At 35.0% G+C, this 17,602-nt stretch carries 11 protein-coding genes; 3 read left to right on the top strand and 8 right to left on the bottom strand.

The genetic code is table 11. The annotated features are described in order from the left end of the window. Positions 1 to 4 precede the first annotated feature (4 nt). From ABD730_RS13920 to ABD730_RS13885, 8 genes are all read right to left on the bottom strand, one after another. On the bottom strand, positions 5 to 1,039 hold the full coding sequence (locus ABD730_RS13920; RefSeq protein ID WP_344715483.1) for an alpha/beta hydrolase: 1,035 nt from the start codon (positions 1,037 to 1,039) through the stop codon (positions 5 to 7). A 259-nt stretch (positions 1,040 to 1,298) separates the two neighbouring features. Next, the gene (locus ABD730_RS13915; protein ID WP_344715481.1) at positions 1,299 to 2,939 is read right to left on the bottom strand and encodes a T9SS type A sorting domain-containing protein; all 1,641 of its coding nucleotides are present in this window, start codon (positions 2,937 to 2,939) and stop codon (positions 1,299 to 1,301) included. Between the two features lie 24 nt (positions 2,940 to 2,963). Beyond that, on the bottom strand, positions 2,964 to 5,252 hold the full coding sequence (locus tag ABD730_RS13910; RefSeq protein WP_344715480.1) for a T9SS type A sorting domain-containing protein: 2,289 nt from the start codon (positions 5,250 to 5,252) through the stop codon (positions 2,964 to 2,966). A 355-nt stretch (positions 5,253 to 5,607) separates the two neighbouring features. Continuing rightward, positions 5,608 to 7,698, bottom strand: a complete 2,091-nt coding sequence (locus tag ABD730_RS13905; protein ID WP_344715478.1) for a right-handed parallel beta-helix repeat-containing protein — start codon at positions 7,696 to 7,698, stop codon at positions 5,608 to 5,610. 45 nt (positions 7,699 to 7,743) lie between these two features. Then, positions 7,744 to 8,895, bottom strand: coding sequence for an alpha-hydroxy acid oxidase (locus ABD730_RS13900; RefSeq protein ID WP_344715667.1), 1,152 nt, complete (start codon positions 8,893 to 8,895; stop codon positions 7,744 to 7,746). 6 nt (positions 8,896 to 8,901) lie between these two features. Beyond that, on the bottom strand, positions 8,902 to 10,281 hold the full coding sequence (locus ABD730_RS13895; protein ID WP_344715476.1) for an FGGY-family carbohydrate kinase: 1,380 nt from the start codon (positions 10,279 to 10,281) through the stop codon (positions 8,902 to 8,904). 6 nt (positions 10,282 to 10,287) lie between these two features. Then, a complete protein-coding gene (locus ABD730_RS13890) occupies positions 10,288 to 11,559 on the bottom strand; it encodes a sugar isomerase (protein ID WP_344715473.1) in 1,272 nt (423 codons plus the stop codon). Between the two features lie 25 nt (positions 11,560 to 11,584). Continuing rightward, positions 11,585 to 13,684, bottom strand: coding sequence for a bifunctional aldolase/short-chain dehydrogenase (locus ABD730_RS13885; RefSeq protein ID WP_344715471.1), 2,100 nt, complete (start codon positions 13,682 to 13,684; stop codon positions 11,585 to 11,587). 419 nt (positions 13,685 to 14,103) lie between these two features. On the opposite strand from ABD730_RS13885, the gene ABD730_RS13880 reads away from it, so the two are divergent. The 3 genes from ABD730_RS13880 to ABD730_RS13870 are packed head-to-tail and all read left to right on the top strand — an operon-like array spanning position 14,104 to position 17,448. Next, positions 14,104 to 14,769: a succinate dehydrogenase cytochrome b subunit gene (locus tag ABD730_RS13880; RefSeq protein WP_344715469.1), complete on the top strand. Its 666-nt coding sequence runs from the start codon at positions 14,104 to 14,106 to the stop codon at positions 14,767 to 14,769. 3 nt (positions 14,770 to 14,772) lie between these two features. Beyond that, positions 14,773 to 16,695 (top strand): fumarate reductase/succinate dehydrogenase flavoprotein subunit, encoded by a 1,923-nt coding sequence (locus ABD730_RS13875; protein WP_344715467.1) that lies wholly within the window; start codon positions 14,773 to 14,775, stop codon positions 16,693 to 16,695. Between the two features lie 6 nt (positions 16,696 to 16,701). Beyond that, a complete protein-coding gene (locus tag ABD730_RS13870) occupies positions 16,702 to 17,448 on the top strand; it encodes a succinate dehydrogenase/fumarate reductase iron-sulfur subunit (protein ID WP_344715465.1) in 747 nt (248 codons plus the stop codon). Positions 17,449 to 17,602: the final 154 nt, after the last annotated feature.

Raw genomic sequence — 17,602 nt, 5'->3', positions numbered from 1 at the left:
TCTACTATTTGGTAATCCCTAAGTGTTTATACATAAAGTTTTTGGTATTTTTAACCGCTATTTTTGATTCTGGAATATCATAATGGCCTTGCCAAACATGCCACATTCCTTCATAAACATCTAACTCCACGTCTTTATTGTTTTCTTTTAGTTGTCGATACATTCTGAGAGAATTGCTCAAAAATATTTCTTTGCTTCCTACTTGAATTAGAGTGGGAGGAAAGTTTTTTGAATAATCTCCATATACTGGCGAAACATATGGGTTTGTCCATTCCGACTTTGGAGCATAAGCTTCAGCGCAATTTTCTAAAAATCCTTTATAAATTAGAGTAGGGTCTGTATCTTTTAATGTCTGATAGGAGTCTCCTATCTCATTTAAATCTAACCAAGCAGACCATAATACAACGGAACTTGGTAAATTTATTTTTAAATCTCGCATTTTTAAAATTGAAGCTACAGTAATCGTGCCTCCAGCGGAATCGCCATATATCGCAATATGTTCTGCTTTATAAGTTTTTAATAGAGCTTTGTATGCTGTAATAACTTCATCTATTATCTGATGAAATTTTGCTTGTGGTGCTAAGGTGTAATCAATAGCTATTATTCTTAAGTTGCTCGTATCTGCTAACGGAACACTAGATAATAACGTGACATCGGCAGGATAGAAAACGAAACCTCCACCATGGATGTAAATAATGACTTTGTTAGATTCTTGATAATTCTTCGGCTTAATATCAATAGCTCTAATGCCATCTAAAAAGATGGTTTCCACATTAGGTTGATATACTTCTAATAACTTAGCTAAAGGTTTTTCTGCTTCAATTTGAAACTCCAGCTGTCTCTCTTTCCACACCGAAAAAGGAGCGTCATGTTTTGGTAAATTTGCTCCAGCATTTCTACCTTCAATCGTCCAATTGCCTAACATCGTTTTAGCCTCTTCTGAAATTGTAGAAGGTATAGCTAATTCGTTTTCAGCCTTGTGGTTAATATTTCTCTCTTCTTGAGATGAAATTAAAGCGTTATTAGGGGTTTGTTTCATTTTTAAATATACTTCTTAATCAATTAACGATTAGTTTTTGAGAATAATAATTTGAACCATGTTATAAATTATCAGGAATCCAAAGAACACCTTCGAGTTCCAAAAATAATTCTGCTACTAAGTATTATTAAAGAAAAACTTAATAATAAGTTGTTTAAGGAAATGTTGAAAACGATATATTTAAATTGTGAATACATGAATATATTAAATAAAAAACGAGGGAATGTAATGATCCCTCGTTTTCAAAAATTGCTATTAATTACTGAATTATTAATTTTTGTGTTTTAGAACGCGTTCCATCTTGAAGTTTAACGATATACACACCTGATTTTAAATTTAATGTTGTGTTAAAAGAATTTGCTGAATTTGCTTCAACTTTTTCAGAATGGACTAACTGACCTGTTATTGAGAAAATAGTCAATTTAGAATCATTGCTAAATCCGTTTGATGTAATTGTTAACCTACCATCAGTTACAGGGTTTGGATATAATTTTAAAGTTGATTTTTCTACGTTATCCACGGATAATGCATTATTAATAGAAATTGATAATGTTGGTGCATTAGCAGTCGAACCATCATCAACTCCAAAATAATGAGCACCAGTAGTCGCTGGGTCATCTACATTTAATCTTAAAAACACATAATCACCTTCAACCGCACCAGCATCATATTGCGCATTTAAATAGTCTACTAAAGCAGTATCTCCACTAACATTTGTTTCTTCAAAACGTGCTGTATCTAAAGATCCAGCGTCAACATTTTTTGTAAAGTAATCATCCTGAATTGCTGTAACATCAGCTGTAGCATCTGGATACGCGCCGTCATAATGGTCTGCAGGATAAATAGTGCTAGCCGCATTATAAGGAAGTCCATATAAATCTACGTTAGAAGATATCCATTCGCGACCATAATTGACATGTACTTTTAAATTAGCAGAAACGACTAACTGACCTGATGGACGCGCTGGTAATTTAAATGGAATAATACCACTTGTTGTAATTGGGCTTCCGTCTGCAGCACTTGCTCCTATTTTTAACGAATTTATTCCGCCAACATTATTTCCATTCAAATAAGGATTGTTAGCAGGCAAAGCAGCTATATCAGAAACAATACCATCAACGTGGTAAGCTTGATCTAATACCATCTCGGGCACCAAGTCATAATCTGTTGTTGGGCTTGCCTCAGCATCTTCCACTTCTATAGTTAATGTTGGTGCGTTTGCAGTAGAACCATCATCAACTCCAAAATAATGAGCACCAGTAGTTGCTGGGTCATCAACATTTAGTCTTAAAAACACATAGTCGCCTGCAACCGCACCAGCATCATATTGTGCATTTAAGTAGTCCACTAAAGCGGTATCTCCACCAGCATTTGTCTCTTCAAAACGTGCTGTATCTAAAGATCCAGGATCAACATTTTTTGAAAAGTAATCATCTTGAATTGCTGTAACATCAGCTGTAGTATCTGGGTAGGCATCATCAAAATGGTCTGCAGGATAAATAGTGCTAGCCGCATTATAAGGAAGTCCATATAAATCGACATTGGAAGATATCCATTCGCGACCATAATTGACATGTACTTTTAAATTCGCATTAACTACTAATTTTCCTTCTGGGCGCACAGGTAGTTTAAAAGGTATGATGGCACTTGTTGTATTTGGGCTTCCGTCTGCAGCACTTGCTCCTATTTTTAACGAATTTATTCCGCCTACATTATTTCCATTTAAATAAGGGTTATTTGCAGGCATAGCAGTTATATCAGAAATAATACCATCGACATGATAGGATTGATCTGTAACAATTTCTGGTGTAACATCATAGGATGTTGTTTGGGCTTGTAATGCAAATGGTGTCACACCTAATGCAATTCCCAATAAAGAATTTAGTAGCGTTGTTTTCATATTGTATTGTTTTAAAGAATTAGTTTATTGTATAATTAGTTTTTGTGTTTTTAAGGTTATCCCATCGGATATCTTAAGAAGATATAGCCCAGCATTTAAATTCAAATTTGTTTCAAAATTTGAACTTGAATTGGTTGTAATCATTTCACTATGAACTAGACTACCTGTTAGAGAATAGATATTTAGTTTTGTGTTTTCCGATTTAAATCCTTTTAATACGATGGTTAATTTGCCTTCTGTTACTGGATTTGGATAAAGGCTTACATTTGATTGATCAAAATCATCAACATTTAAAATATTTTCAATTTCTAATGTTAAAGTTGGTGCTTCTTCTGTTGATTCGTCACTTATACCGTAATAATGGGCACTTGTAGAACCTGTTGTAGCATCTACACTTAACCTTAAAAAAATGTAATCTCCTGCAACGGCACCTGCATCATATTGTGCATTTATGTATGCTGCTAGGTTAGTATCACCTTCTGAATCCGTATCTACTTGTCTGTCTGTTAAAATCAAAGTGCCGACAGGTTCATTACCATCTACATCTCTAACAACAAATCCATCTTGTAGTCCTGTTGCTGTACCTTGAACGTTAGCAAAAGAGCCATCATAAAAATCATTTGGAGATATAGCGTTAGATGTATTATATGGTAATCCGTATAAATCGATATCAGAAGAAATCCAGTGTCTTATATAGGCAATGTTCACATTTAAATTAGCAGCCGTCACTAATTTACCTGGTGGGCGTACTGGTAATTGAAAAGGAATAATTGCATTAGTTGTAAATCCACCACCAGTTGATGCACTAGCTCCAACTTTTAATACTTTGGTGGCATCGATATCATTTCCATTTAACCAGGGATTTGTAGTACCTTCTTCTAAATTAACGATATCAGATATGATACCATCTCCTGTAGGAGTAATTATATATTCTGTCGTTGGTTCTCCACCAGAATCAGGACTAACCGTTAAGTTAAAAGACTGTGATGTGATACTTCTTCCATTATCTGCAATAACTGTAATATTTTGATAATCGCCTGTATCTAAAAGTGCAGGTGAAAATACAATGTTTCCTGTATTGTCTCCATTGTCAGTTAAGACTCCAAAATTAGGCAGGTTAGATGTTGTAAAAGAAATGGCATCATTACCAATAGTAGCTGCTGAAAAATCTATTTGTAACGTAGTTTCTTCTACCATAGATTGATTTGCTAAGGATGGAGAAATTATTGCTGGGTCAGAATCTGCAACTCCTGCTATTGTAACTTGACCTGCGTCTGGTACAGTTTTTACTAGCGTATATTTTTTACCATTATGTGTTATTATTTCAGAATCTACAGGCTCTCCATTCTGAATGGCGGTAACACTTATCCAACTATTGTCAATTCTTATTTTAACGGTTAGAGGAAAATAGAAAGCGGAGTCTAACATGTCATCTGTTAGTGTGTATTTTATTTCACTTTCTGAAACATTATCTATGGTTAAATTATGAGTTGCAAAGGATTGAGAATATTGAGTGACCTCTGTAAAACCGGCTACCCACAATTCTGGTTTGTCTGCTAAGTATTGTAAAAATTCGTTAGTGGTAGTTTCACCAGCTTCATCTAAGCCGTGAAAATGTGTACTTCCCCAACCACGATAGTAATTGGTGCCATATAATGTATTGACATTGTCTAATAGTGGTAAAATATATTGATCTCTGTCCGTATCATTACCATAAATATGAACATTAGAAACGCTATTAACATCTAAATAATTAACGGTGTTGGATTGATTTAGAATCCCTTGGGTGCCTCTAATTCCTATAAATTGTGTTCTAGCAATGGTTTCGTTGCCTTCACCATAGGGGTAGGCATAGGTTAAACATTTATTAGATCCAGAGGTTACTTCTGTGTCAATAGTTGTAACTGTGGCTTGTAATCTTGCGAGATAATCCGCATCAGAAAGGTTGGTTTCTCCTTCTGCTGGGTTAGTATACCAATTTCTATCATCGTGCCCATCTATTTGACTTCCTAAAGCCGCAAGGTTATTATAAAGGCTCCAATCTTGAACATTATATGCCGGATCTGCCTCAGTAATCACAAACCACGAAAAATGGAAACCATATTCAGAAATCATCGATGTCCAAAAAGGGATATCCTGTTCGTTATTATCATCAATGGTTATTGTGAATGCGGCTAATTTATCGTCATTCCACAAGCAGACATCTCCGTCTCCTACGACTTCAGGCCATACTTTATCTGTTACTGTAAACCTTGTTCCGACAGCCGGATCAAGATTAAAAGTGTTTTGTCCAATCGATTGTATGAAAATCATTAAGAAGACGAAAAGGGTAGTACTTTTTTTAAACATTTGATTTTTATTGGGAATTATTATTTGTTTCTGTATTTGATACAGATAAGGCCGAAAAATAGAAAGCGCTATTCTCAAATATAAATACAAATAGCTGACTAATCCTAGTGTTTTCAGTGCTTAGCTCAATAAAACAGACAAAACTAACAAACAATTAAACAGATAGTATAAACTTCAATTGCGCTTTTTGAGAATAATGGGTAAAATTAAGGTGATTATTGTGAGAAATTTAAATTTTATGAATTCAGTTATCAATTTAATAACTTTAAAGTGTGATTAACTGTAATTTGTTAAAAGTTGATGGTGTAAAATTATCCAATTACCACACGAAGAAAATTTGTTTTTTTGTTTCACCTTCAGTAGTATATTCTAACAAATATTTCCCGGTAGGTAGTTTTGAATTTTCACTACGAAAAACATCGCCTGAAAGGTCAGAAGGATTTATAGTCTGTTCAAAAACCTGCTCACCTGAAAAATTCAACAATTTAAGTTGTACAGTTTTACCTTGTTTAAAACCTAAAAAGTACACATTAAATTCTCCATTAGTTATAGGGTTGGGGGCAATAACAACATTGTTTTTAATAGATTCTATGTTACTAATATTACCTTCATTAAGTTCAGGATATCCAACAGTAATTTCAAGCATTGGTTGGTTTTCTTTTTTGTTCCCGTTAGCGCTTACAAAGTTCCATCTATTATAATCTGAAACATCTTTAGAGTTAGGGTTCATTCTTAAAAAGATATAGTCCTCAGAGTTTGTTTCTGTTTCAAAAATGGTGTTCAAGTAATCTTTGAGTCCATTTTGTCCAATGTTATTTGTTTTAATGTCTCCGGAATACATATTAGGGTCTACAAAATTATTCTGAATGGGTCTTGCCGAAACATCTTGTCCAAAAGTTCCTTGATAATAGAGGTCTTCAGTGACCCAAAAATTCGATTTTGGAGGCAACGCATATAAATCAATGCCTCCTTCGGGTTGATTATCTACTTTAGACAAATACACTTTAAAATTAGCAGATAGAATTTTTTTGCCTCCAGGGATTTCTGGAAGCTTAAAAGGAAATACGCCAGCACCATCAATATTTTCGCCAACACCTCCTATACGAATTTGTGGTTGGCCATCCCAGTCTCCTTTACCTTTGGAGTGAATCTGTCTATCTGAAGCTTCCGAAGGTATTTCAAAAACCTGATTAGCCTCATCAATTTTAGTATATTCAAAGGCTCCAATATTAACAAAGTTACCCAAAGTCCGTTTGTTTTGACTTGCGTCTAAATCTGGTGCCATATTCGATGTTCCACTGTTTAGAGCTTTTGAATTAGGGCCTAAAGAGAAATCAAACAAAGCCCAATTATTAAAGCATTTGTCATAATCATGTGAGGAGACAGGAAGCGTTAGATTATAATCTGCAATCCCTTTTATGTTTGTGAATAGGACATCATTAGACAGGTTATTTCTTATAAACAGATTTGAAGAATCATTTTCGCCAATGATCTGTATGGCAAGTGGTGCATTTGTTTCGCTTTTATCGTTGAAATTTAAACCAAAATAGGGATTTACAACTGTATTATTAACGATTTTTAGATTGTTCAATTGACCCGTAAGAGATATCCCTTTTTTACCATTTGTAATAACTATGTTGTTTTCAAAAATACTCTCAGAAATAATGGTTTTCAACCCATAAATACCATTTAATACGCCTATTTGCGCTCTATTTAACTTGGTGAAATTGATAATTGTATTACCTCTAAAAATGTTACCTTTTGTTTCTTTTTCGGTAAAGTATATGCCTGAGTTTACTTCTGAATCTGTGGCTATACTTTCTTTAATTAAGTTGTATTCTAATAAATTATAATCTCCTAAAATAGTAATGGCATTATGGCTAAAAAAATCGATACGATTATTCCGAATTTGAGTTTTTTTACCAGAAACTATAATGCCGTTTTTGTAATGAGAAATGACATTACTTTCTATTTTACATTGCGTTCCTTTGACATCGATTGCAGTATCATCCTTTGTATTTGAAATAAAATTATTTTCCGTTAATCTGATCTTTGAACTATTTTGATGTATAAAAGCAGTATTTGAATTGAAGGCTCCATTAAAAGTAATATTACTGAATATCCACTTGGATGCAGGCGATTCTTCAGTTCCAAATATTATAGAGCTTATCGTAGGATTTTGGCCTGTAAGTCCAGAAATAGTAATGTATTTTTCGTTTTGGCCTATAACTTTGACGTTTCCATGATTTCCGGAAAGTAAGAATATCACATCACCTGTTTTAAATTCTATTCCTTTTTCAAAAACACTTTCTAAACTGCCCCATGGACTTACCTTACTGCCAACGTTGTTGGAACTTCCATTAACTGGGTCACAATAAAATTCAGTCGCGTGGGCTAGTTGTGTCAGCAAAAAACAAAGTAAAAAGTAGCCGTAAGTTTTCATAGTAATTGAACGTTAAGGGTTGATTAAAAAATTCGGAAAATCCGCTGTTTTTTCACAGTTGATTTGTACCATGACTTGCTGTAATTCCGTTTTTAGTAATGATATAGTATGGTCTCCTCCTTTTTTTCCTAATGCAGAAACACCATACATAAATGAACGTCCTAAAAACGTAAATTTGGCTCCCGATGCTAAAGCCCTAGCAACATCTGGACCAGAACGAAGTCCGCTGTCCATCATAACCTCAATCTTATCTCCATATTTCTGAGCAATGGTTTTTAGCGGTTTTATAGTGGATTGTCCTGCGTCTAATTGGCGTCCACCATGATTGGAGACTATAATGCCATCTAAGCCTAAGCGTATAGCCTCTTCAGTGTCATGCTCAGAGGCGACACCTTTTAATACGAGTTTTCCTTTCCACATGTCTCTGATAGGCTTAATTTTTTCTTCGTTTAATCGACCACTAAATGTTTGATCCATAAACTTGCCTAATTGTCTTAAATCTAAGCCTTTTGGCATGTATGGTTTCAGCGTTTCAAAATTGGGTTGTCCGTGTTTTAAAGTTTCTAGTGCCCAATGTGGCTTTCCCAAAATTTGTAAAATATTTTTAGCAGACATTTTCGGTGGCATAGCTAAGCCATTTCTAATATCACGAGGTCTAAAACCAAAGGTTGGAACATCACATAAAATAACAAGCACTGGGCAATGCGCAGCTTCTGCTCGCTTAATAATATCATCTCGCAATCGATCTTCTGTAGGATGATATAATTGAAACCAAGCCTTACCCTCTGTAAGTTCACTGGTGCGTTCAATACTTGTCGTGGTAACCGTACTGAGAATAAACGGGATATTGTGATTAAATGCTGCTTTTGCTAATATTTCAGGGGAATTGGGCCACATTAAACCTTGTAATCCAACGGGAGCAATTCCGAAAGGCGCATCATATTCTATTCCAAAAAGCGTTGTTTTTAACGATGTACCTGTGTGGTTTTTTAAATAATTAGGTTGTAATTGTACGTCTCTAAGCTCAGAGGTATTTCGGTGCAAGTTGACATCTTCATTGCAGCCTCCATCTAAATACTCAAAAGCAAATTTTGGTATTTTTTTTTGGGCTCTCAACCTTAAATCAGTTATGGACGGATATTTCGTGTTTATCTTTAAACTCATCATGTTTTACTTCCGAATAAATGGTATATGTTTTTTCAAGCCATAATTCTTTTTTAAAAAATTAGAATCCAATTTGCCATCCAAAATTACAAGGGCTGCCCCCAATGCCGATCCTAATGAAGAACTGGTTGATCTTACTTTTAGGTTACTCAAACGGTGTGTCAATAATTTTATAAATACATCATTATCGCTAAATCCCCCATCAATATACAATCGTTTTATTGAACTGTTAGTGCCTAATGTGGTTTTTATACTTTGTATTTGTATATCGATAAGCTCTATCATTAATTGATGATAAGCGTCTTGATAATTGTCAAATTTGAGGTTAGTTTTCTCTGGTGTTTCAGTGTTGAGCAAATATTTCCACCTATAACATAGACTAAAATTATGTGATAATCTGTTGAAAATTTGACTATTAAATGCTACCGATTTATGTTGATCTAAAGGCACATCAAAATATTGACTTAATTGTGTGATTTGGGATGTGTATTCTTTTCCCAGTAACAGTTTTGCCGATTTTACAGGCTTGCCATTAACCCTCATATAGTTAATGGTATCATTTTGAAGGTCTTCGTTGGTTAACGCTACTACGGAATACGGATTTAGTGACACACTCCAAGTGCCTGTTGAAACCAACACAAAAGGTTTTTTAGAACCCTTTAAATAGGGTATGAGTGCTGAAGAACTATCATGAATACCTACTCCAAATTTTATTCGTTTACCATTATAGTATTTAGAAATACATGTTTCTGTTGAAACAATCGGAGGAAGTATTTGGTCAATGTCTTCGTTATAAACCCAGCTGTGATAATCATTTTCACCATAATCCCAAAGTGATGTGTGGCAACCTATACTGGTAAATTCACTGAGCGGAACACCTGTAAACATATAACTAAGATATTGTGGCAGGTGCAAGGAATACAAAATGTTTTTGAATACGTCGGGTTGCTTGTATTTTAACCAATACAATTGCATTCCAGAATTTAACATCCCAGATGGTGGTGATCCTGTTTCTGTAGAAATATCTCCATAGGTGTTATTAAACTGTTCTAAGATATCTGATGGAATAGGCTTTAAATAATTATAAAGCGGTGTTAGTACGTTGCCGTTTTTATCTAAATGAACAAGACTTGCTCCATATGTAGAAAAATTAACAGCTGTAATAGTGTATGTGTTGGAATCTAAAATATTTTTAAATACTAATTGTATCCATTTTTGAAGTGCATGAATATCTTCCGTTGGAAACCCATCTTCATCAACAATTTCCTCTAAAGTCGTGTACTCTTTATAAACTTCGTTATAGTTAGTATCGAATAGGAAAAATTTTTTATTAGTCTTTCCTATATCGAATATTGCTATAACGTCTTGTTTTATTGGAGTACTCATAGTGTTTTACAAACCTGTTGCTGTAGAATTCATTCCTCTTTCTTTAATCAATACATTTCTAACATCGAGTGACCTATATGCTGAAATAGGATCAATGGCTCCATTATTTCTCAATCTAGCTTCGGCTAAAATTGTTTTTACGTCCGTGTTAAAAGCGTCTTGTAAAATGCGTTGTGCCGTTACAACATCATTTTGTAGTTGTGCTTCTTCAAGTGCTTTTTGGTCAATTAACAATGCTTTGGCATACGCTGTTTCAATGGCTTCAATGGATTGAATTAAATCTTCTAAAGGATCTTTTAAATTATGACTTGCATCAATCATCCACGCAGGAATTGGGTTATTCGCAGGATTATTTTCCATTCCAAAAACCAACTCATTGAATATTAGAAATAATTGATAGGGTTTCATGACGCCTACACTTAAATCGTCATCACCATATTTACTGTCATTAAAATGAAAACCACCTAACATGCCTCTTGTCATTAATGTGGCAACAATATGCTCAATATTTGTGTTTGGTAAATGATGACCTAAGTCCACTAAAGTATAGGCTTGTTTTCCTAAATCTTTAGCCAACATATGAGACGTTCCCCAGTCTTGAATCACCATAGAATAGAAATTTGGCTCGTAAGGCTTGTATTCTATAAACAGTTTCCAATCTGCTGGTAAATGGGCATAAATTTCTTTTAAACTTGCTAAGGTGTTTTCAAAAGCACGTCTAAAATTGAGCTGACCAGGAAAATTAGATCCATCTGCCAACCATACCGTCAAAGATTTTGAACCTAAGGCAACTCCGTAATCAATAACGGCTTTATTGTGTGCTACAGCTTGATCTCTCACGTTTTTGTCTGTATGACATAGAGAACCAAACTTATAGCTGTATTCTTGGTTCTCTTGATCTTGAAACGTGTTTGAGTTCATAGCATCGAAACGTAACCCTAAACGTTTTGCTTTTTCTTTAATGGCATTAGTATTTTCAGGACTATCCCAAGGAATATGTAAAGACACTGCATTTGCAGATTTGGTTAAAGCATTAATAACACTGATGTCTTCAAGTTTTTGTTCTAAAGTACTAGGTTCTCCTCCAAATCCGAATTTTCCAAATCGTGTGCCACCAGCTCCTAATGCCCAACTTGGTATTGCTATATTGTAGTTTGAAATGGTATTAATAATATCTTCTAAGTTGCCGTGTTTTCTAGATAATTGGGTTAAGTTTTCTTTATGTTCAACTAATAAATCTTTATTAAAAGCGGTTATTTGTTCTTGATTTATTTCCATAGTTATAGTGTTATAGGCGATTAAATTATCTTACAAAAGCATTTGCCATGCCTCCATCTACATTGATAATGTTTCCTGTGCTTTTGTCTAAAATAGCGACCAATGAAAACACACCATTTGCAATGTCTGCCGGATAAATAATTTCATTTAGTAAATTTCTTTTAGCATAATGTGCAGGCAATTCTTCAACCGTAATACCATAGGCTTCAGCACGTCCTTTTGCCCATTCTCCTTCCCATATTTTACTGCCTACAATCACACCATCCGGATTCACCACATTCACTCTTATTTTGTCTGCTCCCAATTCTGCTGCTAATAATCTAGACATATGTTGTTGAGCTGCTTTTGCTGTTCCATAACCCACATTGTTTGGTCCAGAAACTAGTCCGTTTTTACTGGCGATATTAACAATATCTCCACCTAATTTTTGCTTTTTGAAAATTGCAACGGCTTGTTTTGCTAATTCAAATTGTCCTTTAACCAATACATTTTGCAGTATATCCCAATCTTTATCAGTGGTTTCTTCTAGTGGTTTCGAAATTGCTAATCCTGCGCTATGCACTACAATATCTACGCCTCCAAAAGCTAAACAAGCTTGTTTGTAAGTGTTTGCAATAGAATTGCTGTCTGTGACATCTCCTTGGACATAAATTGCGGTATCGTTTTTATAAGTTTCTATAGCTTCTTTTAAGCGGTCTTCAGATAAATCCGTAAGAACAACATTAGCACCTTCTGCTGCAAGCTTATCCGCAATGGCTTTTCCAATGCCACCACCAGCACCAGTTATGAGTGCTACTTTTCTAGACAATGATTGTTCTTTAGGCATGCGTTGTAATTTGGCTTCTTCTAATAGCCAATATTCAATATCAAAAGCTTCCTGTCTTGGTAATGATGTGTATTCTGAAATGGCTTCAGCACCACGCATCACGTTAATGGCGTTAATATAAAACTCACTCGCTACACGAGCTGTTTGTTTGTTTTTAGCAAAACTGAACATTCCAACGCCTGGATACAAAATAATGACTGGGTTTGCATCTCTAATTGCAGGACTTGTGTTGTTTTTACAGGTCTCGTAATATTGTTCGTATTCTTTTCTGTAATTTTCGAATGCAGGTTCCAGTTTTTCAAAAATGAGTGTGGTATTATTTACCTCTTCTGTTGGACTTAGATTGAGTACTAACGGCTGAATCTTAGTTCTTAGAAAATGATCAGGGCAAGAGGTTCCCATCGGAGCTAAACGCTGCAGATCTTTACTGTTTATAAAATCTATAACCTTCTCGTCATCTGTAAAATGACCAATCATTCTGTTTTCAGAAGCACATAAACCTCTTAGTATTGGAGCTAAAATTGCCGCTTTTTCTAATCGTTCTTCTTTAGGAAGACTATCAACTGTTTGGCCGCCAAAAACCTCTCCATTTTCAGAAATTTTATTTTCGATATAAGCAGATGCCATCTCTATGACTTCTAAACTGTTGATATAGCATTCGTATGAGGTATCTCCCCAAGTGAATAAGCCGTGAGAACCTAAAACTATACCTCGAATTCCTGGGTTATCTGCTAAGCATTGCTCTAACATTAAACCCAATTCAAAACCTGGTTTTTTCCAAGGCACCCAACCCATGGTGTCTCCCCAAATTTCTTTGGTTACTTTTTCACTGTCTTTTGCAGCAGCTACGGCAATTAAAGCATCAGGATGTAAATGGTCAATATGCTTAAACGGTAGTAATCCATGAAGCGGAGTATCTATTGATGGTGCTTTACTATCTAGATCAAAAATACAGTGATTGAAAAGCGCCACCATTTCATCTTCATAGGCAACACCTCTGTATACTTTTTTTAAATCTCTTAAGCGATCGGTGTACAAGCCTGCGATTCCGCTTCTTGTCAGAGTGCCAATATCTCCTCCAGATCCTTTTACCCACATAACTTCAACATCTTTATTTGTTAAAGGGTCTTTCTCAATAGTTTTGCAGCTTGTATTTCCTCCTCCGTAATTGGTAATTCTTAGATCACGACCTAAGATGTTAGAGCGATATAAGAATAGTGCGACTTCATCATTTTTAATCTTTTCTACTTTAGTGTCGTCCCATAGATAATCTACATAACGGTAATTTTTTATTGACATGTTAGTGGGTTTTATATATTAAAAAAGTGTCGATTTATACGTGTATAATAAATTTCGACTCCTCTCAAAAATACATAAATAGCCCACTAAATCTAAGGTAAACAGACGCTGTCCTATCATAAAAGACAAATAAAATAAGTAATTAATCAGATTGTATAAAATATCTTATAAAAAAGTGTAATGAGGAAGGGCTTATGAGGCTTAAATTATTTATGCTAATGATGACTTTGGTTATTAATGATCCTTTTTTTTAGTTTAAATGTGTATTCCGTTTTGTATTTAAACAGATCTTTAATCTAATACAACTTTATCTCTACAAAAGTTTAAAATGTCTTTGGCAGATCCACCTTCTAGCTCATCAGTTTTTTTTATCTTAGAGGTTTATGTTAAAGCCATAGAATTATAAACAAAAAGCAAACATGTGGTACGTTAAAAATGCATTAACCCGAAAGAATTTAATGGCATTAACAGGTCTTTTTCTTTCCTTTTTCCTCATCATTCATTTATTTGGAAATCTTCAACTTCTATTGCCTGAAGCCGAAGCTAAATTACAGTACAATTGGTATAGTGATTTATTGGCAGATAATATCTTAATTAAGATAATAGCCATGGTGCTTTATCTCTGTATTTTATTACACACTTTAGATGCTATATCTCTTACTGTAAAAAGTAAAAAAGCAAAAGGACCAGGCTATGTTAAGGATAGAAGAGGGCGTGCAAGCAAATGGTATTCTCGAAATATGATGTTTTTAGGAAGCATTGTTTTCCTCTTTTTAGTCATTCACTTTAAAGATTTTTGGTACCAATTCAAATTTGGAGAATTACCTTTGGATGCTAACGGAAACAAAGATTTATACACTTTGGTTATTAAAGCTTTCGATCAATTGTGGTATGTTATTGTATATGTCATTGCCATTATTGCTCTTGGTTATCATTTGTTGCATGGTGTTTTTAGTGCGCATAGAACATTAGGGCTTTATCATCCGATATATTCTAAAATCGTGAAGTATTTAGGTATGGCATATACTATAATTATGACTATAGGCTATATCATTATTCCCATTTTTATTTATCTAAATCGTTAGATCATGGAACACGTTTTAAAATCTGAAATACCAGAAGGACCACTTAGCGAGAAGTGGAGTAATTATAAAAAAACAGCCAAACTGGTAAGTCCAAATAACCGAAAAAAATTAGAGGTTATTGTGGTTGGGACAGGTTTAGCAGGTGCTTCTGCTGCGGCTTCCCTTGCAGAAATGGGGTATAATGTAAAGAGTTTCTGTTTTCAAGATTCCCCTAGAAGAGCCCATTCTGTTGCTGCACAAGGAGGTGTAAATGCTGCAAAAAACTATAAAAACGATGGAGATAGTGTTTATCGTATGTTTTACGATACTTTAAAAGGAGGTGATTTTCGTTCTAGAGAAGCCAACACCTATCGTTTGGCGGAATGTTCGGCCAGTTTAATAGATCAAGCTACAGCTCAGGGTGTGCCTTTTGGAAGAGAGTATGGAGGTTACCTTAGAAACCGTTCTTTTGGTGGAGTACAGGTCTCTAGAACCTTTTATGCTAGAGGTCAAACAGGACAGCAATTATTATTAGGTTCCTATCAAGCTTTAATGCGACAAGTTAATACCGGAAAAGTGAGCTTATACGCAAGACATGAAATGTTAGATTTGGTACTTATTGAAGGTAAGGCTAAAGGCATTATTGCTAGAAATTTAGATACCGGAAAGGTAGAGCGTCACGGTGCACACGCTGTAGTGCTTGCTACAGGAGGTTATGGGAAAATATATTATTTATCTACACTAGCTATGGGTTGTAATGCGTCTGCTATTTGGCGTGCACATAAAAAAGGAGCTTTTATGGCAAACCCGAGTTGGACACAAATTCATCCCACCTGTTTACCACAAAGTGGCGAATACCAATCCAAGCTAACGTTAATGTCTGAATCCCTTCGAAATGATGGTCGAATTTGGGTGCCAAAAGATAAAAATGACACTCGGAAAGCCAACGATATTCCAGAAGAAGAACGCGATTATTATTTAGAACGTAAATATCCAGCCTTTGGAAATCTTGCACCTCGCGATATTGCGTCTCGTTCAGCAAAAGAACAAATAGATGCTGGTAAAGGTATTGGCGCATTAAAAAATGCAGTTTACCTCGATTTTTCAAAAGCTATAAAAGAATACGGAAAAGATATTATTAAAGAACGTTACGGCAATTTATTCAACATGTATAAGAAAATTACGGGAATAGATGCTTATTTGGAACCGATGAAAATTTCGCCTGCAGCCCATTTTTCTATGGGAGGACTTTGGGTAGATTATGAATTAAAAACAACTATTCCTGGGCTTTTTGCTATTGGTGAAGCTAATTTTTCAGATCATGGTGCAAATAGATTAGGTGCCAATTCATTATTACAGGCTTGTGTCGATGGGTATTTTGTGTTGCCTTATACATTACAAAACTTTTTGGCTGATGAGATAAAGCAACCAAAAACAGATATTAACCATCCTGAATTTGATAAGGCGGAACAAGCTGTTAAAAAACAAATAGAAGGATTCCTTACCACCAAAGGCACTAAAACAGCTGAGGAATTCAATAAATTATTAGGTAGCGAATTGTATGATAAGTGTGGCTTGTCGCGTTCTAAAGAAGGCTTAGAACAAGCCATTAAAAACATCCAAGACTTACGAAAAGCATTTAAGACAGATCTGATTGTTCCTGGTGAGGCTTCAGAAGTCAATAGTGAATTAGAAAAAGCTGGACGCGTAGCAGATTATATGGAGTTAGCCGAACTAATGTGTATTGATGCTTTACAAAGAGAAGAGTCTTGTGGAGCACATTTTAGAACAGAATATCAAACGGCAGAAGGTGAGGCCAAACGAGACGACACTAATTTTTGTTATTCTTCGGCTTGGGAATGGAATAATAATCCTTCAAACCCAATATTGAATAAAGAGAAGTTGATATTTGAAACTGTAACGCCTTCTGTACGAAGCTATAAATAAGAGACTATGAAAATACACTTAAAAATATGGCGGCAAAAGGATAGCCAAAGTAAGGGGGAATTCAAAGATTATACATTAGATGATGTACATCAAGAATTATCTTTTTTAGAAATGTTAGATACTTTGAATTTAAAATTGGTCAAAAAAGGAGAATATCCAGTAGAGTTTGATCACGATTGTCGTGAAGGTATTTGTGGGCAATGTGGCATGATGATTAATGGTATTGCGCATGGTCCTTTAAAAAACACCACAACTTGTCAGCTTCACATGCGTTCGTTTAAAGATGGAGACACCATTTATATAGAACCTTTTAAAGCCGCGGTATTTCCTGTTGTTAGAGATTTAAAAGTGAACCGTTCTTCCTTAGACCATATTATTACTTCGGGTGGCTATGTGTCTGTAGATACAGGTCAAGCACCAGAAGCAAACAGTATTCCTATTGCTCATGACGTGGCAGAAGCAGCATTTGATGCTGCGGCATGTATTGGTTGCGGCGCTTGTGTAGCTAGTTGTAAAAATGCGAGTGCAGCATTGTTTACGAGTGCTAAGATTACACAATTAGAATTGTTACCACAAGGACAAACAGAAACGAGTAAAAGGGTTATTAATATGGTAAAGCAGATGGAAGAAGAAGGATTTGGGCATTGTACTAATACCGAAGCATGCCAAGTGGAATGTCCTGAAGATATTTCGGTTTTAAATATCGCTCGGATGAATTACGAATACAACAAAGCGAAAATTTTAAATAAATAGTATAGTGTAATACGGAGTGAGGTGTTTAAAACTCAGTAATAATTTACAATATTTCATTACCAATTTTCTCATAGATAACAGGAGCTAGAAATTGATAAGCTCTTTTTTTTATAGAACTGACTTACGTCATAACTTATCATTGTAGAGAGGTGTA

The organism is Winogradskyella damuponensis (assembly GCF_039538385.1).
Classification (GTDB): Bacteria; Bacteroidota; Bacteroidia; order Flavobacteriales; family Flavobacteriaceae; genus Winogradskyella; species Winogradskyella damuponensis.
This window is presented reverse-complemented; position numbering and strand designations above follow the sequence as displayed.